The organism is Paenibacillus rhizoryzae, assembly GCF_059686995.1.
Window position 1 is genome coordinate 644,779 of the sequence record NZ_JCAALT010000003.1, and the last position, 21,454, is coordinate 666,232.

General features: G+C 48.3%; 28 protein-coding genes and 1 pseudogene. 28 read left to right on the forward strand and 1 reads right to left on the reverse strand.

From position 1 onward, the window contains the following. The first annotated feature begins 46 nt into the window (after window positions 1-46). The 12 genes and pseudogenes from AC6ESO_RS11980 (at window position 47) to AC6ESO_RS12035 (ending at window position 8,177) form a co-directional block, all read left to right on the forward strand. Window positions 47-715 carry a response regulator transcription factor gene (locus AC6ESO_RS11980; RefSeq protein WP_497091490.1) on the forward strand — a complete coding sequence of 223 codons (669 nt, stop codon included), beginning with the start codon at window positions 47-49 and terminating at the stop codon, window positions 713-715. Between the two features lie 2 nt (window positions 716-717). Further along, on the forward strand, window positions 718-2,130 hold the full coding sequence (locus AC6ESO_RS11985) for a sensor histidine kinase (protein ID WP_497091491.1): 1,413 nt from the start codon (window positions 718-720) through the stop codon (window positions 2,128-2,130). Window positions 2,131-2,269: 139 nt separating this feature from the next. Continuing rightward, the gene (locus AC6ESO_RS11990; protein WP_497091492.1) at window positions 2,270-2,857 is read left to right on the forward strand and encodes a metallophosphoesterase family protein; all 588 of its coding nucleotides are present in this window, start codon (window positions 2,270-2,272) and stop codon (window positions 2,855-2,857) included. Between the two features lie 161 nt (window positions 2,858-3,018). After that, window positions 3,019-3,411 (forward strand): annotated as a pseudogene (locus AC6ESO_RS11995) (GNAT family N-acetyltransferase); the annotation flags it as partial. Window positions 3,412-3,555: 144 nt separating this feature from the next. Beyond that, window positions 3,556-3,957 (forward strand): GNAT family N-acetyltransferase, encoded by a 402-nt coding sequence (locus AC6ESO_RS12000; protein WP_497091641.1) that lies wholly within the window; start codon window positions 3,556-3,558, stop codon window positions 3,955-3,957. A 131-nt stretch (window positions 3,958-4,088) separates the two neighbouring features. Further along, a complete protein-coding gene (locus AC6ESO_RS12005) occupies window positions 4,089-4,499 on the forward strand; it encodes a DUF1572 family protein (protein ID WP_497091642.1) in 411 nt (136 codons plus the stop codon). A gap of 169 nt (window positions 4,500-4,668) precedes the next feature. Continuing rightward, window positions 4,669-4,827, forward strand: coding sequence for a hypothetical protein (locus AC6ESO_RS12010; RefSeq protein WP_497091493.1), 159 nt, complete (start codon window positions 4,669-4,671; stop codon window positions 4,825-4,827). Window positions 4,828-5,574: 747 nt separating this feature from the next. Next, on the forward strand, window positions 5,575-6,090 hold the full coding sequence (locus AC6ESO_RS12015) for an 8-oxo-dGTP diphosphatase (protein ID WP_497091494.1): 516 nt from the start codon (window positions 5,575-5,577) through the stop codon (window positions 6,088-6,090). A gap of 17 nt (window positions 6,091-6,107) precedes the next feature. Then, a complete protein-coding gene (locus AC6ESO_RS12020) occupies window positions 6,108-6,653 on the forward strand; it encodes a hypothetical protein (RefSeq protein WP_497091495.1) in 546 nt (181 codons plus the stop codon). Window positions 6,654-6,690: 37 nt separating this feature from the next. Then, window positions 6,691-6,885 carry a hypothetical protein gene (locus tag AC6ESO_RS12025; RefSeq protein WP_497091496.1) on the forward strand — a complete coding sequence of 65 codons (195 nt, stop codon included), beginning with the start codon at window positions 6,691-6,693 and terminating at the stop codon, window positions 6,883-6,885. 21 nt (window positions 6,886-6,906) lie between these two features. Next, complete coding sequence (locus AC6ESO_RS12030; protein ID WP_497091497.1) at window positions 6,907-7,611, forward strand: methyltransferase domain-containing protein; 705 nt, start codon at window positions 6,907-6,909, stop codon at window positions 7,609-7,611. A gap of 2 nt (window positions 7,612-7,613) precedes the next feature. Next, on the forward strand, window positions 7,614-8,177 hold the full coding sequence (locus AC6ESO_RS12035) for a GNAT family N-acetyltransferase (protein WP_497091498.1): 564 nt from the start codon (window positions 7,614-7,616) through the stop codon (window positions 8,175-8,177). 48 nt (window positions 8,178-8,225) lie between these two features. Here AC6ESO_RS12035 and thrC read toward each other — a convergent pair whose 3' ends face one another. Further along, window positions 8,226-9,494: a threonine synthase gene (gene thrC / locus AC6ESO_RS12040; protein ID WP_497091643.1), complete on the reverse strand. Its 1,269-nt coding sequence runs from the start codon at window positions 9,492-9,494 to the stop codon at window positions 8,226-8,228. Window positions 9,495-9,677: 183 nt separating this feature from the next. Here thrC and AC6ESO_RS12045 point away from each other — a divergent pair, with 183 nt between their 5' ends. The 16 genes from AC6ESO_RS12045 to AC6ESO_RS12120 all read left to right on the forward strand — a co-directional run bounded on the left by AC6ESO_RS12045 (window position 9,678) and on the right by AC6ESO_RS12120 (window position 21,442). Then, window positions 9,678-10,574: a LysR substrate-binding domain-containing protein gene (locus tag AC6ESO_RS12045; protein ID WP_497091499.1), complete on the forward strand. Its 897-nt coding sequence runs from the start codon at window positions 9,678-9,680 to the stop codon at window positions 10,572-10,574. Beyond that, a complete protein-coding gene (locus AC6ESO_RS12050; RefSeq protein WP_497091500.1) occupies window positions 10,571-12,052 on the forward strand; it encodes an FAD-binding oxidoreductase in 1,482 nt (493 codons plus the stop codon). Before AC6ESO_RS12045 ends, AC6ESO_RS12050 begins: the two co-directional genes overlap by 4 nt. Beyond that, window positions 12,049-12,609 (forward strand): MFS transporter, encoded by a 561-nt coding sequence (locus AC6ESO_RS12055; protein WP_497091501.1) that lies wholly within the window; start codon window positions 12,049-12,051, stop codon window positions 12,607-12,609. Before AC6ESO_RS12050 ends, AC6ESO_RS12055 begins: the two co-directional genes overlap by 4 nt. 143 nt (window positions 12,610-12,752) lie before the next feature. Beyond that, the gene (locus AC6ESO_RS12060) at window positions 12,753-13,415 is read left to right on the forward strand and encodes an FMN-dependent NADH-azoreductase (protein ID WP_497091502.1); all 663 of its coding nucleotides are present in this window, start codon (window positions 12,753-12,755) and stop codon (window positions 13,413-13,415) included. 282 nt (window positions 13,416-13,697) lie between these two features. Continuing rightward, a complete protein-coding gene (gene helD / locus AC6ESO_RS12065; RefSeq protein ID WP_497091503.1) occupies window positions 13,698-16,091 on the forward strand; it encodes an RNA polymerase recycling motor HelD in 2,394 nt (797 codons plus the stop codon). 30 nt (window positions 16,092-16,121) lie between these two features. Beyond that, a complete protein-coding gene (locus AC6ESO_RS12070; RefSeq protein WP_497091644.1) occupies window positions 16,122-16,550 on the forward strand; it encodes a GNAT family N-acetyltransferase in 429 nt (142 codons plus the stop codon). Between the two features lie 161 nt (window positions 16,551-16,711). Further along, complete coding sequence (locus AC6ESO_RS12075) at window positions 16,712-17,332, forward strand: TVP38/TMEM64 family protein (protein WP_497091504.1); 621 nt, start codon at window positions 16,712-16,714, stop codon at window positions 17,330-17,332. Then, entirely contained in the window at window positions 17,329-17,811 is a 483-nt protein-coding gene (locus AC6ESO_RS12080) for a tetratricopeptide repeat protein (RefSeq protein ID WP_497091505.1), read from the forward strand. Before AC6ESO_RS12075 ends, AC6ESO_RS12080 begins: the two co-directional genes overlap by 4 nt. Before the next feature lie 182 nt (window positions 17,812-17,993). Further along, window positions 17,994-18,341 (forward strand): hypothetical protein, encoded by a 348-nt coding sequence (locus tag AC6ESO_RS12085; protein WP_497091506.1) that lies wholly within the window; start codon window positions 17,994-17,996, stop codon window positions 18,339-18,341. 92 nt (window positions 18,342-18,433) lie between these two features. After that, the gene (locus AC6ESO_RS12090; RefSeq protein WP_497091507.1) at window positions 18,434-18,847 is read left to right on the forward strand and encodes a hypothetical protein; all 414 of its coding nucleotides are present in this window, start codon (window positions 18,434-18,436) and stop codon (window positions 18,845-18,847) included. Next, entirely contained in the window at window positions 18,837-19,292 is a 456-nt protein-coding gene (locus AC6ESO_RS12095; protein WP_497091508.1) for a hypothetical protein, read from the forward strand. The genes AC6ESO_RS12090 and AC6ESO_RS12095 overlap by 11 nt, the downstream gene beginning before the upstream one ends. 11 nt (window positions 19,293-19,303) lie before the next feature. Next, window positions 19,304-19,798: an NUDIX domain-containing protein gene (locus AC6ESO_RS12100; protein ID WP_497091509.1), complete on the forward strand. Its 495-nt coding sequence runs from the start codon at window positions 19,304-19,306 to the stop codon at window positions 19,796-19,798. 18 nt (window positions 19,799-19,816) lie between these two features. Continuing rightward, the gene (locus AC6ESO_RS12105; protein WP_497091510.1) at window positions 19,817-20,248 is read left to right on the forward strand and encodes an NUDIX domain-containing protein; all 432 of its coding nucleotides are present in this window, start codon (window positions 19,817-19,819) and stop codon (window positions 20,246-20,248) included. 241 nt (window positions 20,249-20,489) lie between these two features. Next, on the forward strand, window positions 20,490-20,639 hold the full coding sequence (locus tag AC6ESO_RS12110) for a hypothetical protein (RefSeq protein WP_497091511.1): 150 nt from the start codon (window positions 20,490-20,492) through the stop codon (window positions 20,637-20,639). Further along, entirely contained in the window at window positions 20,636-20,761 is a 126-nt protein-coding gene (locus AC6ESO_RS12115; protein ID WP_497091512.1) for a hypothetical protein, read from the forward strand. Before AC6ESO_RS12110 ends, AC6ESO_RS12115 begins: the two co-directional genes overlap by 4 nt. Before the next feature lie 15 nt (window positions 20,762-20,776). Continuing rightward, entirely contained in the window at window positions 20,777-21,442 is a 666-nt protein-coding gene (locus tag AC6ESO_RS12120) for an HAD family hydrolase (RefSeq protein WP_497091513.1), read from the forward strand. Window positions 21,443-21,454: the final 12 nt, after the last annotated feature.

Consider the following 21,454-nt stretch of genomic DNA (forward strand, 5'->3'; position numbering starts at 1 on the left):
TTATAATAAGCGCAGGAAGAGTAATTATAGACCGGAGATGATCACCATGACCAAACTGCTTATTGTAGATGACGATCCCCATATTCGTGAACTGATAGCGCTGCTGCTTGCTGCGGAAGGCTTTGAGCTTGTGGAAGCCGGCGACGGGAGGGAAGCGCTGGCGGTTCTTGAATCTACGCAGGTTCAACTAGTCATTCTGGATGTGATGATGCCGAACATGGATGGCTGGGAGCTGTGTAAGGAGATTCGCGACGGAATGGAGCTGCCTGTCCTTATGCTAACGGCAAAAGGAGAGACCAGCCAGAAGGTAAAAGGGTTCGAGCTTGGTGCAGACGACTATCTCGTTAAACCGTTCGAGCCGCTTGAGCTGGTGGCTCGGGTGAAGGCGCTCCTGAAGCGTTATCGCATTGCGACCTCGCAAACGGTGCAAGCCGGCGGCGTTGCATTGAATCGGTCAACCTATTCGGTGACGGTTGAAGATTCGACGATGACTCTGCCAATGAAGGAATTTGAACTGTTGTTCAAATTAGCGAGCTACCCGGGCAAAACCTTCTCCCGCGAGCAGTTGATCGAACAGCTCTGGGGTTACGATTACGAAGGCGATGAGCGGACGGTGGATGTTCATATTAAGCGTCTTCGCGAGAAGTTTCCTGAGGAACAGAGCCGTTTTCGCATTCAGACTATTCGTGGCCTTGGCTATCGGCTGGAGGTATAGGGATGCCGAAATGGAAGAGGTTTCTCTTTGGTTTAGCAGGCGTTCTGCTCATGAATCTCGCAATTTATACGAGCTATACGGCTGCTTACACCATCGTTTCTTATACGAAAGAAAAGCGGAATCACTCCGCGGTTACATCGGCGCTGCTTCATGAGGTAGATCTGATCACAATTACGCTTGCTAATCGAGAAAATGTATCGGAGTGGATCGGCGGCTTGAAGTCGCTTTCGAATAGCAAGGGTTATCGGTTTATAGTGATCGATGCCGCTGGTCGCGAGCAGCGTGTCGGAGAATTGCGTGATGGCGGCAAAGAAGTCGCAACGGCGGTTGAGCAAGAGCATACGGCTAAAGTGCTTGGCGGCGGAAGCGTCGAAGATGTGGAGCGGGGTAATTTGGTCGGTAAAGGTCTCGCGTTAGTGGGGATGCCTGTTGATATCGGCGGAAAGCGCTATGCCCTGTTCGCCGAACGGATCGTACCAAGCATTTATGCCGGATTCTTGGAGCAGGTGTTTACCGTGTTCCTCGGCTTTCTTCTCTTGTTTATTGTCTTGTTCGTCATTGGCCGGCCATGGAGGCACCGGGAAGGATTCAATATCTATATCTCGGCAATTCGCCGCATGTCGAAAGGCGATTTCTCCGTCACGATTGAATTGCCGAAGCAAATGCGCGGTGAATTCAGTGAGCTAGCCCATAGCATTAATGATATGGCAGCGGAGCTGAGTCAGATGGAGCAGATGCGGCAAACGTTTATCTCGAATGTGTCGCATGAAATCCAATCCCCGCTGACATCTATTCGGGGCTTCGCGCGCGTGTTGCAGCAAACGAATTTAGAAGAAGAACAGCGTCAGCACTACGCCGGCATCATTGAAACGGAGAGTGTGCGCCTCTCCAGGTTGAGCGATAACTTGCTGAAGCTTACTACATTGGAAGCCGATCAGCAGCCAATGCGAGTGAAGCCCTTCCGGCTTGATCAGCAGCTGCGTTCTGCCATTCTTGCCTGCGAGCCGATTTGGACGGAAAAAGATTTGCTCATGGATGTGAATTTGGACGAAGATGTCACTTACAACGGAGATGAAGAACTATTGTCGCAGGTGTGGACCAACGTGCTCGCGAACAGCATGAAGTTCACGCCGGAGGGCGGTAGTATTTCAGTTGAAGTCAAGAGGACAAGCGGCGGAGCTAGCGTCTGTATATCGGATAACGGAGTGGGAATCTCTGAAGAGGATCTGCCTCATATCTTCGAGCGGTTCTTCAAGGCGGATAAAGCGCGCAGCCGTATGGGGGGCGGGAGCGGACTTGGTTTATCCATAGTGAAGCGTATCGTCGAGATGCACGGCGGGACGGTCACCGCGAACAGCAAACCCGGAAGCGGGACTACCATTACGGTATTGCTGCCGGATACAGCGGTTAAATAACACTAGTGATGGGAACATGGAAAGGTTGCAACGTCTTGAAGGACGGCTGCAGCCTTTTTTATTTCCAGTTTTTCCTATAGCTGATATACTGGGAGAAAACTTACGCGATTGAATAATAGATCTGGCCGGAGGAGATAGGATGAGGATCTTGGTTGTCTCCGATGAAGAGTCCAACTATATCTGGGATCATTTTGATCCCAAGCGGTTTCAAGACATTAGCATCATCATTTCATGCGGGGATCTAAAAGCGGACTATTTGTCTTTTCTCGTCAGTATGATTCACGCGCCATTATTTTATGTTCACGGTAATCACGATTCCACCTACAAGCAGTCCCCACCTGAAGGGTGCGAAAATATTGAAGATCGGATCGTTACTTGTAAGGGAGTGCGCATACTGGGGCTTGGCGGCAGTTATCGTTACAGTCCAGGTGAATTTCAGTACTCGGAGAGGCAAATGAAATGGAGAATTTCGAAGCTGAAGGCAAAGCTATGGTGGACTAAAGGCGTTGATATTCTGGTTACTCACGCGCCGGCTTACAAAATCGGTGACGGTGATGATCTGTGTCACAGAGGGTTTGAGTGCTTCCTTTCATTTATGAATCAATATCATCCGAAATTATTCCTTCACGGTCATCAACATTTAAACTATGGAAGAAATGAAAGAATTCATCAATATAAAAATACTAAAATTATAAATGCTTTTGGTTACTATATCGTTGAGATTTAGCAGGCTGCGAGATCGAGTAAGTGGATGCTTTGCTGCCATTTTACAATAACGCATTTATGAAGCTGGTTGACGGAAACGAAGTCACTTATATAGATGAGGGAATCATTCATTAATCTCGGGAAATGGAGTTTGAACAGACAATATAAGGAGAGTAGACGCGCATGATAATCGCAATTCAAAAGGTTGAATACGAGCAGAAATCCATTCTGCGTAATATAGTGGAGCTGTACCGATACGATTTTAGCGAGTTTTTTCCGGAAGATGATCTCAATCCTCAAGGGTTGTATGAGTATAAATACTTCAATCATTATTGGACGGAAGAGGGGAGATTCCCTTTCTTCATCAAAGTGGATGACAAGCTGGCAGGCTTTGCACTTGTGAGAGAGCTCGGCATCAATGATAGGCATGAGAAGATTTATTGGATGGCTGAATTTTTTGTGCTGAAAAATTATAGACGACTGAAAGTCGGACAATCTGCTGCATACGAGCTCTTTAATCGCTTCCAGGGTTCGTGGAAAGTGGCTCAAATCGAAGCGAATGTACCTGCAAAAGCTTTTTGGAGGAAAACCATAGACAGCTACACAAACGGAGCTTATGAGGAAATCAAGGAAGCGGACTGGAATGGTCCGATTCAGACGTTCTCGTCCTCTAATCGGGATAATCACGAAGAAGGGAGCTCGGCCAACACTCCTTCTCAGATACAAATAGGCTCAACGGATGATGCAGCTTATGTGAGAAACCAGTTAATCGCGTTCAATGCGAAACATGTGCCAAACGGCCGCTATGAAGAAGTGAATTTATGCGTGAAGGATGCTAAGGGCGAGATTATTGCGGGGCTTAACAGTGCGGTCTGTTGGAACTGGATGGAAATTGATATTTTGTGGGTCCGTGACGATAACAAAGGGCAAGGGTTCGGTAAGAAGCTACTGGAGGAAGCAGAGCAGATTGCAAGAGCGAAGGACTGTACGTTCATTAAGCTGAATACATTCAGTTTCCAAGCCCCTGAATTCTATAAGAAATACGGATATCAGATAATTGGAATTATCGAGAATGCTCCGGAAGGCAGTAAACATTATTACTACAAGAAGGACCTGAACTAAACTTCATTCCTAACGTTTTGATGCTAATGCAAACTATCGGATTGTAGGTGCGTACGATGGAAGAAATAAAAAGCATTCTGATAAGCAAATTCGAAGAAATCGAGCGAAGGATGCGGTCCGTTCTCTAACAGCTGAATGATGAGGAAGTCAATTGGCGACCGAATGAAACAAGCAATAGTATTGCGAACTTGATCGTACATATCCATGGCAACATTAACGAGAGAATCGTGAGCGGCATTCATAACGGGAAAAACGTTAGAAACAGAGACGAAGAATTTGAGGACTTATTTAAAACGAAACAAGAGCTGCTCGAGATCATCCATGAATGCTTTCAGATTACAATTGAAACGGTTAAAGGTTTGACTAACGAAGACTGGCAGAAGATCCAGATCGTGAGGAACAAGGAAAGAACTCACCTGGACGTCCTCATTCATTGTGCAGCTCATTTCTCAGAGCATTTGGGGCAAGTGTTTTATATTGCAAAGCTGATCAAGGACACGGAGTATGTCACGACATCGATTCCGAAAAAGATCAAGCCATAAAAGCAAAAACCGAATATGGTGCGAAACAATTATTATTGTCATGCGCCAGCACCAATACCAGAGGATTAGCATTCTATCACAAGCAGAGTTTTACGCCTATCGGGATGCGAATTAACAAAATGGATGATGGGCAGAAGGTGATTACGTTTCAGATGATGGTGGAGCTCTAATGAACAAACCATTTTGGAAAACGTTGCTCGTTATCGTTTCATTATTTCTAGTGCTGTATGTGGTCTTCGAGGTTTGGATGCTTAGCAGCGTGAAGAGCTCGCTGAGGTCGATTTATTTAGGCGGTATAGAGAGCGAATCTGCGATATGGCTCTTCTAATGTGCCGATGAAACTTGAGGCTAGACTTGATCATGGCAAATGGATAATCGTAGATAAGTTCGAGAAACCGTAGAGTAAGCACGGACGTGAGAATTTCGGTGTAGTTATGTTGTGGAAAGGAGATTACTGTGATTTTATCCGTTAAAAAAATCATCTTACTTGTTATTATAGCTGTACTTATATTTAAGTTCTGGAACTCTTACACCTCTTCTACCTATGAGCAAGCGAAAGTAATAAAAGTAAGTGTAGATGAAATCACAGTAGTTAATTTAGCGGGTCGAGAACGAACGATAGCAGTATCCATAGACATTTCAAAATTGGTTGAGATCGATAAAGACTACATCATTTTGTACAAAAAACGAGTGTTGGACAGATACCGGCTAAAATCTATTCATTTATCGCTCGGATAAAATTCAATCTCATAAGATGGGTAGGCTAGAGGCAGCAAGATGGCATGCTATTGCCGAAGCTTCGCTCTAACGAATCCTTGGGGTCTTATTTGCATGAAATTAGTCAATATCCAAATCTAACGAATCGTAGCGGCCTTATTGTGGGGAAATACAGCGAAAAAGAACCGTTTGACACCAAATAAGACCTGTAGAATTTATTAGAATGTTAAACCCCCTCTGTTTGATGAAATAAGGCTTGTAGGATTCGTTAGCGGGAGTGAACATCTAGCTAAGTGCAGCTGGTGATTATGCAATACAACTACTGAGGCTCAAATGGCCGGATTAATTGGAGTGAATCATGGTGTCAGCGACTGTCACGCACAAACTCTATACGATGTGTATGGTGCAGAACGGAACGAAAGTGCTCTTGATGAATAGGCCCGATAAACTTGGCTTTCCGGGGTACATCGCTCCTGGGGGGAAGGTTGATTTTCCGGAGAGTGTTGTTGATGGGGCCATACGAGAGGTTAGAGAAGAGACGGGATTGATCGTGAAAGACATCATCTATAAAGGGCTCGATGAGTTTTGCGAACCGAATCAAGGCTTACGATACATGGTGTTTAATTACTTGGCTACTTCGCATGAAGGAGAGTTGCTCAGCCATCCGCCTGAAGGGGAACTGCTGTGGGTGGACATCGAAGAAGCGTTGAAGCTGCCGATGCAGAGTTGGTTTAAGCGAAGATTTCCGTTGTTCTTTGAACAGGGAACGTTCGAAATAAGCTCCGTATGGGATGAGAAAAACAATCAAACCTTAGGGCAAACGATCAAGAATTATGGGGCAGGCGAACGCTTGCCAGATTCTAAACGAACATGAACAAGAAGGAAGGTACAATGAAGAAGTTTGTGCGATCCTGTGTTGTGCTGGTCATACTCGCTGCAGTACTTCTAACCGCTTATACCTTTTATCCTAGGAAAATAGAAATCCATGCACAAGGGATCAAATACCAATTAGGAGAAGCGGGTATCGGATCGGAGAAAACAGTCGCCGTTAATATAAGAGGTAAAATGTATCGCAGCCTGATGGGAAACCGAACGTTTAAAGGAACGATGGACATTGAAGGTGAAGACATACCTGTTCCGGAGGATCAGCGAGAGCTGAAGATCTCTTTTTTCAAAGAACGTTACGGACTGATTTGGTATCCCTATATTACGAATCATACTGCACAGCTCTTCCATTATGGCTACATGTATATCAATAGTGACTTCAATAAGGCGTCTATTATGGTATTTGACCCCAATCAGAAGGCGGCTTGGCGTCCCTATGATGGCGAGATGATCGCGGTACCTGCTGCTAATAGGGAGGAAGCCGTAAAGCTTTCGAATGAGCTGATGAGAGTCTACTTGGATGAGTCTCTTAATGGTTATATTCTGAAGTAATCCATCGCGAATCTTATAAGCAAATGAGGTTGGTAAAATGAAATCCTATGCATTCGGTTATTTTCTCCTTTCCGTTGTAATTACTGTCTTTCTGTTCTTTCTACTAGCTGCAATCATGCAACCTTCAGACGGAGAAATGATTATTGTTATCGGAATCGTCATCTCGCTTCAACTCTCTTTCCTAACGGGATGGCTCATCCACAAATTGAATCAAATTCAGAGGAAACGTTAATAGAAAGCGAGAGGATCTATCATGTCGAACGCGAATGTAGGACTCGATCTGGATCGTATTATTTTCATCGGACGAACGTTTGAAGAATACAGCGATATTTTCAACCTGGCTAAGGAGGACCTGCTCCATAATAAAATATTGGATTGTCCGTCCGGCGCGTGCTCGTTTACTGCGATTGCTAATCAGCTTGGCGGAGATGTTACAGCGGCTGATATTGCCTATTACCATCCCGTCCAATTGCTTAGAGAGAAAGGACTTCAAGATCTGGAACACGGTATCGCGAATATTCAGAAGGTGAAACAAAATTACAAATGGAATTATTTCGAATCCGCGGATGAGCTGCATGCTACAAGATCGAAAGCGTTAATCGACTGCACGAACGATATGGTTGCAAATCCGCAGCGGTATGTTGCTGCAACCTTACCTCAATTGCCGTTTGCAGATCAACAATTCGATCTCACGTTGTCGGCGCATTTCTTATTTATGTATGCGGACCGGCTGGACCTTAGCTTTCACAAAGCGACTCTTGCCGAGCTCATGAGGGTAACAAGGAGAGAAATCCGCTTATTTCCGCTTGTTGATCAAACCAGTGAACGGTCTGCGTTTGTAGACGAAATGCTTAGCTTCATCGAAGAGATGGGCTGGAGCTATGAGATTCAAGATACAGACTATGAGTTCCAACGAAATGCCAATCAAATGCTGATTATTAAAGCTGCGGGAGAGTAAGAATGAACGTGTTTACGATTGAGTGCGAAGACGTTGTGCTAAGGGAATTTATCCCGGCAGACCTGGAGTCGTTTCATTCTCTGACCTGGCAGCCGGAGATCCATGAGTTTCTGCCGGGCTGGAACGTGCCGAGAGAACAACGGGAAGATTGGTTCATGAACTACGAAATACCAGAGAACAAAACCTTTCTACGTGCCATAGCGGAAGGTGGAGACATCGCTGAATTGCGCCTTCGTTTGGGCATGATTCACAAAGAGTCGGGAGAGCTCATTGGCTGGTGCTGCACGGGATTAAAGGATGAACTGCCCGCTCCTAACCGAGAGATCATGTATGCCATATCAAGGGATCATCGGGGGAAGGGATACACCACACAAGCGGCACAAGGGTTAATCTCTTACTTATTCGAGCACTCCAATGTTGAGGTGCTCAATGCGCTAGCGCTGCTGCGCAACGAACCGTCGAATAAAGTCATCCATAAATGCGGGTTTACTTTCCAAAGTATCATCGAACTGGATGGAGAGCGATTTAATACCTACAAGCTGAATAAGCAGGATTGGTCAAAATAAAGCGATGGTTAAAGGCTGAGCGGATGTTCCCCGCTCAGCCTTTTTGTGTTACGCCAGTAGTCCGTCGCGGCCAAGTGTTACAGCTCGAATTACGTTTCGCAGGTGTGGAGCGCTCAGCTCGCCATCAATATGGTATTCGCGGATAGCATCGGTATCCTTGAGCATGCTGCCGGTGAGGATGCATGCCGCTGATTCCTCCGGTGCGATGATACCTTCGCGAACGAGCTTGCGCAGCCCCGCGACCGACGCGGCGGAAGCGGGTTCGCAGCCGATGCCGCTTCGGTCGACACAGGCTTTGGCCTCCATGATCTCTGCGTCATTGACAGCTGCGGTTACGCCATCCGTCATATCGAGCATGCGCAAAGCCTTGAGCCAGCTTGGCGGATTGCCGATATTCAGCGCCGACGCGCGAGTTGAAGGTTTCGGCTCGGGTATGAGGGTTCGACGCGAGGCTTCAATCATGCGATGGAAGGGGCTTGCACCTTCTGCCTGAATGACGGCTACTCTTGGCAGCCTATCAATAAATCCTAGTGTGTAGAGATCATGCAAGCCTTGTCCAAGTGCAGCTGCATTGCTGAGCGCGCCTCCGGGAAGCACGATCCAGTCCGGTAACTGCCAATCGAGATCATGGGCGAGCTCGAAAATAATGCTTTTCTGTCCTTCGATACGCAGCGGATTAATAGAATTGCACACATACATTCCTTGCTTCTCGGCGTAACTGCTTAACCACCGAATGCCATCGTCGTAGGTGCCGCTGAACGTATTTACAGTTGCCCCATAGGCGAGTGTTTGCAGCACTTTATTGGGTGACACCTCGCTGCTCGGCACTAGAATCATAGCCTGCTTACCCGCTGTAGCCGCGTACATGGACAGTGACGAAGAAGTGTTCCCTGTTGAGGTGCAGGCGAAAGTGGAATAGCCGAGCCACTTGCCGTGAGACACGGCGACAGCCATGCCATTGTCCTTGAAGGAGCCGCTCGGATTCTCGCTTTGCGCCTTCAAGTGCAGGCGGCGAACGCCGGCAAACTCCCGTACCGCCGCAGGTTCGTACAACCCTGTATTGCCTTCGTTTCTGGTCACGATGGCTGCGTCCGGCAGCTCAGGAGCAATAAGCTCCTTATACCGCCACACTCCGCTAGCTGCGATACAGTTCCGCATCCCGCGCCGCTCATCGAATACCCGCTTCAGCGTCGCAGCATCAACCTGACTGAAGTCATGAACGATTCGCAGTAATCCCCCGCATGCACCACAATGATACTGCATCGGCTTACGGTCCAGTGCCACTTGGGCTTCACATGTAATACAAGCTGCCTGCATCATCCTGCCTCCCTTTAACCGTTCTTTAATGTTTGTTCGCTTGTTAAGCCGCTTTATACTTCATACAATAAATTGGAATGATTAATAATTCCAATATAGAGTTTTATGGTTATCATAATTTTAAGTTATGATATAGCGTACTTAGACTAGCTGTCTGTCTCAATAGGGAGGCTCCAACGAACGATGAACCTGTACGGATTAATAGTCTTTCACCATGTCGCTGCTTCAGGCAGCGTTACGAGGGCGGCTGAAATTCTTCGTATCAGCCAACCTGCGGTTACCGCACATGTGCGCAATATGGCAGCCGAGCTTGGACTCACTCTGCTCGCGCCCAAAGGTAGAGGGATTTTGCTTACCGAAGCGGGCGCGCGGGTGGCCAAGCATGCGGCCAAACTATTCGCGCTCCAGAACGAAATCACGCGCGATCTCGATCTTTACCGGATCGGTGAAGCGGGAGAGCTGCGGATTGCGGCCACTTCTCTGCCAGCGAACTTCCTGCTTCCTGAACAACTGGTTTCCTTCCGAGCCGCTTGTCCGGCCGTTCATGTCACTATGCAGACGCTGAACGCAAGCGATGCGCTTGGGGCGCTTCAACACTATAAAGCGGATATCGCTGTCATTGGCGGCGGGGGAGAAGCCCGTCCGGGACTAGATCGGAAGCTGCTGCTGGAGGATGAGTTATGGTTTGTTGCAGCGGCGAATCATCGTTACGCAGGGAAGCGACTGGCTTTTGCGACCCTTATGGAAGAGCCCTTCATCATGCGTGAACCGGGCAGTGCAGCGCGAGAGAGGCTGCTCTCTTTGTGCCGCGTTCAAGGTACAAGTTTGCCGGAGGCGGCCTTGCAGGTGAGCGGCGTACATGAATCGCTTCATGCCGCTGCGGCCGGACTTGGCGTATCGTTCGTATCTTCGCTTGAAGCAAGTCGTGCCGTATCGCGCGGGGAGCTGGCCCGAATCGAAGTGGAAGGCGTAGATCTGCGCAACCCAATCGTTCTGTATACGAGGGAAGGGGAAACGCCGCCGCCTGCCGCTCAGCATTTTATCCAAGTGATTATGAAGCAAGTGGAGGTGCTGGTTTGATCGATATCGAACCTGCTTGGCCCATTCGGAAGTTCCGTAGTAGTCGGCCGTTCATCCTTGTGGCAATTTTGCTCTATGTTTGTATACTGGCGTTGTCGGTCATCATCCGGTTACATGTTCAGGATAACGAGTATGCGAGTGATGTTAGTCGGCTTATGGAGGTTCGTATCTTCAAGACGGTTCATGTGCATGAAACAGCAGATATTAAGGAGGCACTTCAGGAAGCCAAACGAAGAGGGCTGCCAATCTCTGTTTCCGGGGCCAGTCATAGCCAAGGCGGGCAAACCTTCATAGAGAACGCGATCGTACTGGATATGAAGCCCTATCATCAGGTGCTCCGACTTGACGCGAAGCGCAAAGAAATAACCGTTCAAAGCGGTGCGACTTGGGAGCAGGTACAGGAGGCGCTGAATCCGCATGGCCTCTCGCTTCGGATCATGCAATCGCAAAACCTGTTCACAGTTGGCGGTACGATGAGCGTTAACGCCCATGGGCGAGATATCCGCGAAGGTCCTTTTATCGAGTCGGTTCAATCGTTTCGGCTGATGAATGCGGAGGGTAATATTGTACAGGTTAGTCGAACGGAAGAGCCGGAGCTGTTTGCGAATGCGATTGGCCGCTACGGATTGTTCGGTATCATCTTGGACGTGACGCTGGCCCTTACGGAGGATGAGGTTTACAAGCAGCATGTGATGCCGGTTCATTATGAGGCGTTCCCGGATCTCTTCAAGAAACAGGTGCTGGAGCAGCCTTCAATTGCAATGGCAATTGCACGATTGTCAGTGTCGCCCGACTCTTACCTGACCGATATGTTTGTCACTACCTATGAACGGACGGATGAGCCTTTGACCGCTAAGCTGCGGGAGCTTCGAGAGGAGAATTTTGCAAGCGCAGGGATTACGAAATTCGCTTTTGGTTTGTCGCGCAAATGGGAATGGGGCAAAGAGCTTGTTTGGAAGCTGCAAAAGAAAGGTTATCTGCTCAGTGACGGCGATCTAATTTCTCGGAACAATGCAATGCGCCCGGCAGCCAAGTTTATGGAATACGCCGATACACAGCGGACGGACTTATTGCAGGAGTATTTTGTGCCGCTTGATCAATTTAAGCCGTTTGTCGATGGCATGAGGACCATTATGCGCGAGGATAAGCTTAATTTGCTCAATATTACGGTCCGTTATGTACCACAGAATGAAGAGTCCACGCTCTCTTATGCGAAACGCGACAGTTTCGCATTTGTCCTGCTCTTCAATAACAAACGCTCATCGGGTGAGGTAGCGAAGCTTGCTGCATCAACTCGGCGGCTAATCGATTTGGCGATTCAGAACGGTGGCACGTATTATTTGCCGTATCAGCTGTTTGCGGGTGGCGAGCAGCTTCGAACTGCGTATCCGAAGACGGAAGCGTTCTTTGAAGCCAAACGGCAGGCAGACCCGGGTCTGCTTTTCCAAAATGAGTTCTACGCGAGGTATGCCAAATGACGAAGACGATGCGTTTAATGATGCTGTCGCAAAGTATGATGACGTTCGGCTCGGGGATAGTGTTTCCGTTCTATCTGATCTTTGTCAAGGAAATCGGCGGAGATTTTACGCAATATGGCATAGCTTATGGCTTATTTACGCTCTGTTCGGCTTATTTGAATTGGTGGTTCGGTAAATCGTCGGACAAATACGGCCGTAAACCATTTCTGCTGTTAAGCGCTTGGGGGACTGCGGTTTTGTTTCTTCTTTTCCCACTCGTATCAAGCATTTGGCAGGTTTACGCACTGCAAATCGCGATGGGCGCATTCGGTGCGATGCAGCGGACTTGCGAGAAGGCTTTTCTGGCTGATCTGACAGAGGAAGGACGCCGAGGCGAACAAATTGGGCGTTATCATATCGGAGTGTCCATCTTCTCGGGAATCGCTGTCATAGCCGGCGGTTTCCTCATTGATTTATTTACGCTCGATATCATGTTTTATCTGGGATCGGTCATTTTATTTATTAGTGGACTCATGCTTTCGCGTGTGGATGAAGCAGAAGCGCATACGCGAAGCTGAGCATCATACTCACGTACTTTTTGACATTGTCTCCAACAAGACTTCCTTACAGGCAGCGCTTCGCCATACATCGTTCGTCCCTGGCCGGTACACTCTAATCAGCGTGTTCGTCAATCTAACGAAGAGGCAGGGATCGCTACCTTATGGCAAAGCTTCTGTATATTACCGCTCATCCTCATGATCACCAGGCTTCGTATAGTATGGCTGTCGGCAAAGCATTCATTGATTCCTACAAAGAGTCTCACCCGCAGGACGAGGTCGTCCATTTGGATTTGTACAACACACAGATTCCCTATATCGATGCCGATGTGTTCAGTGGATGGGGCAAACTAAGGAGCGGCGGCAGCTTTGGTGACCTGTCGAACGAAGAGCAGCAGAAGGTGCAAAGGCTCAATGAGCTGGCGGATCAGTTTGTCGGTGCAGATAAATACGTGTTCGTAACGCCAATGTGGAACTTCTCCTATCCGCCAATTATGAAGGCTTATATTGACTCCATTTGCGTAGCGGGCAAGACGTTCAAGTACACGCCGCAAGGTCCGGTCGGACTCCTGCCCGATAAATCCGCCATTCATATTCAGGCTCGCGGCGGCGTCTATTCGGAAGGTCCCGCAGTTGATATCGAATGCGGCCATCGGCATTTGAGCATGATTATGCAGTTCTTCGGCATTACGGATTTCAAAGGCATCTTCGTTGAAGGCATGAACGCGACCCCCGATCAGGCTCCGGCTATTAAAGAGAAGGCGATCGCAGAGGCGCAGAAGGAAGCCAAAGTATTCGGCAAGCAAGCAGCAGGCGCAGGGAAATAACGAACAAGAACTCCTTCCGCTGCAGGTGCAGATTTGGCAGCACTTGTGGTGAAGGGAGTTCTTGTGTATACATATAAGAAGAAACGGCTGTCGCCGAAACCTTATTACTTCTATAATAAGAATGAGAAGAGATGCTGGTGTTATTTGGTCGGCGTCTCGGGAAAGCGCGATGTGTCAGATGCAAGTGCAAGGTATCTTTCTCTAAAGGCTGGAGATGAAGTCGCGGCGGCTATGCTGGTTCATAGGCGAGTCGATCTTATCTCAAGAGAGGATGGGTTTAGGTTGAGTCAAGATATAGTGTGGAAGCTAGAGCAAGAGCGCGTAGTCTCGGTCGTCAATCAGATCGGGCAGCGTATGGAAACACTGGAACAACAAACGGCGGATACAAGAGAAGAAATGGTCGATATCCGCAAAAACTTCTGGGATGAAGTAACGGTCAACTTCGAAGATTCGGTCGAAATGGCGGAATCCTATGCAAGCTTGAAGCAACAGGCGGAGGTTCTCTCGGAGCGTGAACGGACGCATCGTCAAGCTGCCTTGCAGCTGAAGACACTGAGGAAGCTGAAGTCGTCGCCATATTTTGGACGGATTGATTTTCAAGAGCATGGCGAGGGTCATGTAGATCAGGTTTACCTCGGCATTGCATCGCTTCGTGATGCAGCGGACGAGGAATATCTCATTTATGATTGGCGTGCGCCGATTGCGAGTCTCTATTACGACTATCCCCCAGGTCCGGCTCAGGTGGAGACACCAATGGGAACGGTTCACGGGGAGCTGCAGCTAAAGCGGCAGTTTGTCATTAGGGATGGCGAAATCCGCAGCTTATTTGATACAGGCGTGACAATCGGCGATGAACTGCTGCAAGAGGTACTGGGCAAACAGTCTGACGCAGCCATGAAGAGCATCGTCGGCACGATTCAGAGGGAGCAGAATCGGATTATCCGTGATGAGCGAAGCCGACTGCTGCTGGTTCAAGGGGCGGCGGGAAGCGGCAAGACATCAGCAGCGTTGCAGCGCGTAGCCTATCTGCTTTACCGGTTCCGTGGAACGCTGAGCGCCGATCAAATCGTGCTGTTCTCGCCGAATCCGATGTTCAACAGCTACGTTTCCACGGTATTGCCGGAGCTTGGCGAAGAAAATATGCAGCAAACGACGTTCCAAGAATACTTAGCCATTCGAATGGGGAAATCGTTTAAGCTGGAAAATCCATATGCACAGCTGGAGTATGCCCTTACGGCGGAGCAAGAACCCGGTTATCAGGCTAGGATGGCAGGTATTCGCTACAAAGCGTCGACTGATTTTGTCGCGTTGATTGAGCGGTATTTAGGTGTGCTGAGCGAAAAAGGGCTGAAGTTCCGCGATGTTGCTTTTCGTGATGAACTGCTTGTTTCGGCGGATCAGATCGGGGACTACTTCTATGCGCTTGACGGCTCCATTGCGATTCCGAACCGGCTTCGACTTGTTGCGGAATGGCTGCTCGGTTTACTGAGAGAGCGGCAGGCAGTTGCGCTGGAAGAGGCGTGGGTAGATGAAGCGGTTGAGCTGCTGGATAAGGATACGTATTTGAAGGCGCATCAAAGCTTGAAGAGGCAAAATCGTAAAAACAGAGAAGATACGTTCGACGATTTCGATCGGGAGCGCGAGCTTCTGGGTCAGTATGTCGTGCAAGAGCAGTTTAAGCCGATTCGTGCTCGCGTGCGCAAGCTTGCTTTTGTCGATTTGAAGGCAGCGTATGTGAAGCTGTTTAGCGATCCGACATTCGCAGCGAGTTTGTCCAGTTCGCTGCCGCAGGAATGGACGGAAATTTGCCAGCAAACGACATCACGGCTGCACAATCGGACCATGGCGTATGAGGATGCAACGCCGTTCCTGTATGTAATCGAGCGAATTCGTGGATTCCAAACGAATACTTCGGTGCGTCATATCCTCGTGGATGAGGCGCAGGATTATACGGCATTCCAATTCGCTTATTTGAAGCGGTTGTTTCCGTTTAGCCGCGTTACCGCACTTGGCGATCTCAATCAATCAATCAACGCACATACGGCATCGGATGAGAGTACAGGTTTTGCTGCGCTGGCTGCCTTATATCCGCAGGAAGAAACGGAGACGGTGGTGCTGAAGCAAAGCTACCGGTCAACGCGCCCCATTGTGGAATTCACCAGCCAGCTCATTCCCGGCGGAAACGAGATTCAACCTTTCAATCGGGACGGGAATCGGCCTACTTTAACAGTTGCGGCCGACTATGAAGAGTTGCATCGTCTTCTTCATGCCCGCATCGAGAAATTGGTCGCAGGAGGCAACCGAACGATCGCCGTTATTTGCAAAACAGCCGTACAAAGTGCAATTGCCTACGAAGCGCTTCGTCATGACAGTACGGTTAGGCTAATTGAGAAAGAAACAGCGACCTTCGAACCGGGCATCGTCATCATTCCATCGTACCTTGCCAAAGGGGTGGAGTTTGATGCGGTTCTGGTGTATGATGCATCTGCCGCCTCTTCCGGATATGTTAGGGAAAGCGATCGCCGGTTGTTTTACACCGTTTGTACTCGTGCGATGCATGAGCTGCATTTGTTCGCTGTGGGCAATACGCTGAGTCCTTTCTTGAGCGGAGAAGCGGCAGATTACTACGATGTTCCAGGCACTCGGTCTGATGCCACGCCGGTTCATACTTTATAAATGTGAAAGAGGTATTTATTCGTGGATTATATGCGAGCTACTACGACTGATTTGTTAGAAGAAGCAATTGCCGTGCGATTCGAAGTGTTTGTGGATGAGCAGAAGGTACCGGCGGATTTGGAGCGGGATGAATACGATGTCTCGCCTGAAGCTTGTCACCATTTTGTCGTGAAGGATAATGGCAAAGCCATTGCCGCCGGACGGTGGAAAGAGTATGAGCCGGGCGTTGCGAAGCTGCAGCGTATTGCGGTTCTGCTGCCTTACCGTGGACACGGCGTGGGCAAGAAGCTAATCGACGTGATGGAACAGGATGCTCGCGAATGCGGCTATACGTCTTCCATATTAGGCGCACAATGCACAGCTGAAGGCTTCTATCAGAAGCTGGGCTATGTGACGGAATCGGCGGAGCCATTCCTTGACGCCAACATTCCGCATGTGAATATGCGCAAAGCGTTGTAATGGTTTAGTCATTTGGTTAGTCAAAGCACCTATAGAGAAGCGGCATAGCTGCCGTTGACTCTATGGGTGTTTTTGTATGCTTATGCCGCCAGAGTGACCATTTGTTGCAACTATCAAATCGATTATGCGATAATCGCCAATAGAAAGCAGGTGTACGTGCGTTGAAACGCGGGTTGATTATCGTCTGTTATGTTTTGATTATTGCGATTGTTTGGTATAACAAAACCGAGCTGCTGCATTGGATGAAAGACGGGGAAGCGCCGTTTCCGTTGATTATGCTGCTTGTTACCGGCCTTGCGTGCATTCCGGTCATCCCATTCAGCGTCGTGATCGGAACGATGGGATTTCTGTATGGACCTTTGTTGGGTGCGCTGCTTAGTTTAACCGGTGCTTGGCTTGCTGCAATCTTCATGTACGGCTTGTTCCGGTACGCCCTTCGTAAGCGAGGTCGAGCGCTGCTTCAGCGCTATAAACTGACGGATCGGTGGACCGCGATGGTGGAGCGGCACCCGTTCCGTTCCATTCTGCTTGCCAGGCTGATGCCGATTTTGCCGCAAACCGCGGTTAATTTGTATGCTTCCGTAGCAGCGATTCCATTCTTGACGTATGCCTTAGCATCTTTACTGGGCAAAATGCCGGCGATGCTGATTTTTGCTTTCATCGGGGATCACATTTCGGGGGATTGGCGGTCGTTGCTGCTTGTGGCAAGCGTATATGTCCTGTTTCTGCTCACGGTATATGGTTCATTTCGGTATTGGCAAGCGAGGGGGCATAAGGTATGAATGATTTGCATAAAGCCATTGCGCTGCGAGAGGCGGGGCAATTAGAAGAGGCACGGTTGCTTCTGCTTGAATTGGTGGGGAAGGACGCGGATGATCCGCAGGTGTGGTATCAATGCGCATGGGCCCATGATGTATTGGAGCTCGAACGTGAAGCTATACCCTATTATCAGCAAGCGCTTGCGCTTGGAATCTCAGGCAAAGACCGACAAGGCGCATACCTGGGACTAGGCAGCACGTTTCGAGTATTAGGACAATATGCGGATGCCAAAGCGAGCTTCGAGCAGGGGATTTCCGAATTTCCGAAGTGCCGGGAGCTTCACGTTTTCTATGCGATGGTACTGTATAACTTGAAGGATTACGAAGGTGCGATGGCAATCATGATGCGCGAACTCGCCGAAACGAGCGAGGATGCGGGCATCCGCGATTATAAGCGAGCTATTCTTTATTACTCGGGCAAGCTGGATGAAGTGCTGGGCTAACCGGCGCAAGAACTGGCAGTACAAAGCAATCCCTGCGAGCAATCGAGGGTTGCTTTTTTTTATACTTAATTGTAGCTAGACTTGTAAAAAAGTAAAATTTTAGAATTAATTAAGTCCGAAGCGGGTTGCTTTCGTTTAGGATAGAATTATAAACTGGGCGATCCTATTGGAGGTGGAACAACGTGCTGCGCAAAATTACAAACCCGCATATCGAAATCGTCGGTTATGCCGCATCCATCCTCACCTCTGTGCTTTGGATGGTTTTAGTGTGGCAGGACCCTTACTTCGAGGGGATGAACAAGGTTGATCCCACCCAATCCTTTCTAATGTTAGTTCTGCCTGCTTGTTTATTTGGCATTGGATTATTGCAATCAAGGGTCATCATCATGCTGGTTGCGTTTCTTTGGAGTGTTCCGTTTAGCATTTTTATGTTATTCTCTTCCAGTATGTTCGTCTTGTTTGGTGTTTGCTGCATGCTGTATCTGATTTGCGCTGTCTTGTCGCGCGTGAATAAGACTCGATATTGGTAGAGTAGCAGGAGATTGCAGGGCAGTGAAACTTTATTGCAGATGGTGACGTTGGTAGAATATAGAAACCAATTACCAAAGTCGGGGGTTACAACATGAAACGGATAACGATGCTGTTCTTGGTTATCTTCTTGGCTGGCTGTCAGATGCATTTGGGCGGAAGCTCCGGGAAATTACGTTCGATCACCCTAGCGGAGGCTTATCCCGGGGATATTTCAAAGGTAACAAGAATCGAGCTCTTGAACGGTTCCTCCGGAGAACGGGCTGCGGTGGAAGATAAGGAAACGATATCGCAGTGGCTCAACCAGGTAAAGGATCTGAAGCTGAAACCGGACGGGAATCAAGAGGATCGAGCGGGTTATGTGTTTGGCATCAGCTTGTTTGAAGGGGATGAGAAAACAATGGGGTTTACTCCCAATGGAATAGGCGGGGTTTACTATGAGTCGAATCCACAGTTTGAATCCTATACCCGATCCTTATTCGAGAAGGCGTTCGGGCATGCGTTCTAGACGCTTGAAGCGTATTCTCGCGGCGGTTGTTGTATTGACGCTTCTCGCAGTCATCCTGTTGATCCACTCTCTGTATTTATTCAATCCGGTGACGTTTCATCGCGATCATGTGACATTATATAGCTGGTGGAATTACCCCAAATCAATGGTGATGGAAATCGCGGATATTGATAAAGGCTGGAAAACCGTAGTCGTTACCGATCCGGATGAGATTCGGCGTATTTATATGGAGCTTAAGGCTGCGCCGGAGACAGAGAGCACGAAGCAAGCAGGCAAACACTTCGTCATCACGACAAGGCACGCCGGCACTTCAGGAAACGACGGCTGGATTGATCAGTTCAACGGATATTTGGAAAGCGGCGTCCAGATTAACAATGGGAAGCAAGGTGAAATCGGAAATACATTGAGGGCGTTGCTGGAGAGACTGATGACGGAGCGGGAGTGAGTGGGGATTTTATGAAAAATATCATTAGAACTGCTGCGCGGGCAGTAATCATTCAAGATCAAAGGTTGTTGGTCCTGATTAGAGATGGGATTCAAGGTGAGTTTTATGTCCTTCCCGGTGGAGGGCAAGAACACGGCGAATCCATACAAGAAACTTTGCGAAGAGAAGTTCTTGAGGAAGTCAATTTACATATCCATGCGGAAGAACTGCTTTTTATTAATGAATTCATTGCTAAGCGACACTCGGCATTTCCAGAGCATGAACCAGATATTCACCAGTTTGATTTTACATTCCTTTGCAGAGTTGGGGAAGGTCAGGTTGCCTCTATGGGGGCTGCGCCAGACGTACATCAGACAGGAATCGCATGGATTCCGTTGAGTGAAATTCTAGACTATGAGTTACACCCGAAGGAAGATTTAAATTTTATCATGGGAGCTCCGACTCGTGAAGTTCTATCGGCGTGGCTCGGCAATCGTAACGATTTTAAAACCCCGATTCTTATCTAACCCGAAAAGAGGGATTCCATGCTAAAAGGTCAGGATGCTTCAGGAATCATCATCATCGATGAGCAGAACAGGGTGCTGCTGGTTCGTCAAACGTATGGCAAGAAGAAATGGTCCATTCCCGGCGGCATGGTTGAGGATGGAGAATCCGCATGGAATGCGGCTGAGCGGGAGCTGCAAGAAGAAGCCAATATTAGCGTTCGCGACATGGAACTGTCCGGGCTCTATTTTCAACCGCATAAGAACCGATACATCTACACCTTTAAAGCTGATCACTATGTAGGCAGCATCCGCGTAGATAACAATGAAATTGATCAATACGGTTTTTTCGATGTGGCAGCACTGCCGAGGCCGATCAGCAGCTTCACGATTCAACGTCTGATGGATGCGATCCAACATGCGAAAGCCGTGTTCAAAGAAGAGTCGATTGATCAGTATGAAATATTGTATTAACCGTGGGGCAGTGTACATGGTCACTCACGCTAACGAATCCTAGAGGCCTTATTTCAACAAAATGAAGGGTTCCCAAATTCTAACGAACGCTACAGGTCTTATTCGGTATAAAAAGGCTCTTTTTCACCCCATTTCGCCTCAATAGCGTCTCTACGATTCGTTAGATTTAATAAGTGGTAAATTTCGCACGAATAAGACCCTCAGGATTCGTGCTGATTACCCGATCGGCGGTTTGCATTGTGTGCCCATTATGGAAAATGGCAATTTGATTATGGTTTGGGATCGTGAGGAGAAGGTGCTGACTACCATCGGCGGTAGGCTGGAAGCCAATTTAGCTGAGGTGAAGCGATTGCCGATATGCCTGTTGGGTTCGAGAAGACGGGCTGCGTGATCATGAATTTTGCAACTGCGATTGCGATGATCCAGAGTATTGAAGGCAGACAGGAACGGATTGCTATTGTTCGGCGAGCGGGGATGCTGTCCGGGCATCTCCAAGAAGTTGATCGATCATAGCTTGGAGGAGACGACATGACGGTTAAAGCTGTATTTTTCGATTTGTTTGAAACGTTAATCACTGAATTTGAGCAGGGGAAGAGACTATCGAATCGGAACTATGATTACGGCACGTTACTGGGCATCTCGAACGCAGACTTTAAGAAAGAGTGGAGCCTTCGCCAAGAGAAGCGCATGAATGGACATTTCGCCTCCTACGAGGAAGTGCTTCGAGACATCGCGCTGGCAAGAAACTTGGAGATTAATGAAGACTCTGTTCGATATCTCTATCAATCAAGAATTGAAGAGAAGAAGCTCCCCTTCCATGCGATTCAAGATGAGATCATGAAACTGTTAACTGAGCTTCGCGCGCAGCAAATCAAAATCGGCTTAATAAGCAACTGCACGGAAGAAGAGGTGACTTATTGGCCCGATTCGCCTATAGCGGCGTTTTTCGATGATTATGTGTTCTCCTTTGATGTAAAATGCAGCAAGCCGGATGCTAGAATCTACGAGCTAGCTTGTGAGCGGTTAAATGTGAAGCCAGCGGAATGTGTATTCGTAGGCGACGGAGGATCCAATGAATTGGTAGGGGCATCACAAGCAGGAATGCGCGTGTATCATGCTTTCTGGTTCAACACCTATGTGCAAAGCGAGTATAGCAAACTGCTTAGCCCGAAAGATCTTATGAAGGAACTTTGATAGTGGACAAAA

Coding starts and splice junctions, on each gene's coding strand:
- AC6ESO_RS11985 (WP_497091491.1), top strand. CDS start 718: ATGCCGAAATGGAAGAGGTTTCTCTTTGGTTTAGCAGGCGTTCTGCTC.
- AC6ESO_RS11980 (WP_497091490.1), top strand. CDS start 47: ATGACCAAACTGCTTATTGTAGATGACGATCCCCATATTCGTGAACTG.
- AC6ESO_RS12035 (WP_497091498.1), top strand. CDS start 7,614: ATGAACGTGTTTACGATTGAGTGCGAAGACGTTGTGCTAAGGGAATTT.
- AC6ESO_RS12020 (WP_497091495.1), top strand. CDS start 6,108: ATGAAGAAGTTTGTGCGATCCTGTGTTGTGCTGGTCATACTCGCTGCA.
- AC6ESO_RS12080 (WP_497091505.1), top strand. CDS start 17,329: ATGAATGATTTGCATAAAGCCATTGCGCTGCGAGAGGCGGGGCAATTA.
- AC6ESO_RS12010 (WP_497091493.1), top strand. CDS start 4,669: ATGAACAAACCATTTTGGAAAACGTTGCTCGTTATCGTTTCATTATTT.
- AC6ESO_RS12100 (WP_497091509.1), top strand. CDS start 19,304: ATGAAAAATATCATTAGAACTGCTGCGCGGGCAGTAATCATTCAAGAT.
- AC6ESO_RS12070 (WP_497091644.1), top strand. CDS start 16,122: ATGCGAGCTACTACGACTGATTTGTTAGAAGAAGCAATTGCCGTGCGA.
- AC6ESO_RS12060 (WP_497091502.1), top strand. CDS start 12,753: ATGGCAAAGCTTCTGTATATTACCGCTCATCCTCATGATCACCAGGCT.
- AC6ESO_RS12105 (WP_497091510.1), top strand. CDS start 19,817: ATGCTAAAAGGTCAGGATGCTTCAGGAATCATCATCATCGATGAGCAG.
- AC6ESO_RS11990 (WP_497091492.1), top strand. CDS start 2,270: ATGAGGATCTTGGTTGTCTCCGATGAAGAGTCCAACTATATCTGGGAT.
- AC6ESO_RS12120 (WP_497091513.1), top strand. CDS start 20,777: ATGACGGTTAAAGCTGTATTTTTCGATTTGTTTGAAACGTTAATCACT.
- AC6ESO_RS12055 (WP_497091501.1), top strand. CDS start 12,049: ATGACGAAGACGATGCGTTTAATGATGCTGTCGCAAAGTATGATGACG.
- AC6ESO_RS12045 (WP_497091499.1), top strand. CDS start 9,678: ATGAACCTGTACGGATTAATAGTCTTTCACCATGTCGCTGCTTCAGGC.
- AC6ESO_RS12030 (WP_497091497.1), top strand. CDS start 6,907: ATGTCGAACGCGAATGTAGGACTCGATCTGGATCGTATTATTTTCATC.
- thrC (WP_497091643.1), bottom strand. CDS start 9,494: ATGCAGGCAGCTTGTATTACATGTGAAGCCCAAGTGGCACTGGACCGT.
- AC6ESO_RS12095 (WP_497091508.1), top strand. CDS start 18,837: ATGCGTTCTAGACGCTTGAAGCGTATTCTCGCGGCGGTTGTTGTATTG.
- AC6ESO_RS12025 (WP_497091496.1), top strand. CDS start 6,691: ATGAAATCCTATGCATTCGGTTATTTTCTCCTTTCCGTTGTAATTACT.
- AC6ESO_RS12015 (WP_497091494.1), top strand. CDS start 5,575: ATGGTGTCAGCGACTGTCACGCACAAACTCTATACGATGTGTATGGTG.
- AC6ESO_RS12090 (WP_497091507.1), top strand. CDS start 18,434: ATGAAACGGATAACGATGCTGTTCTTGGTTATCTTCTTGGCTGGCTGT.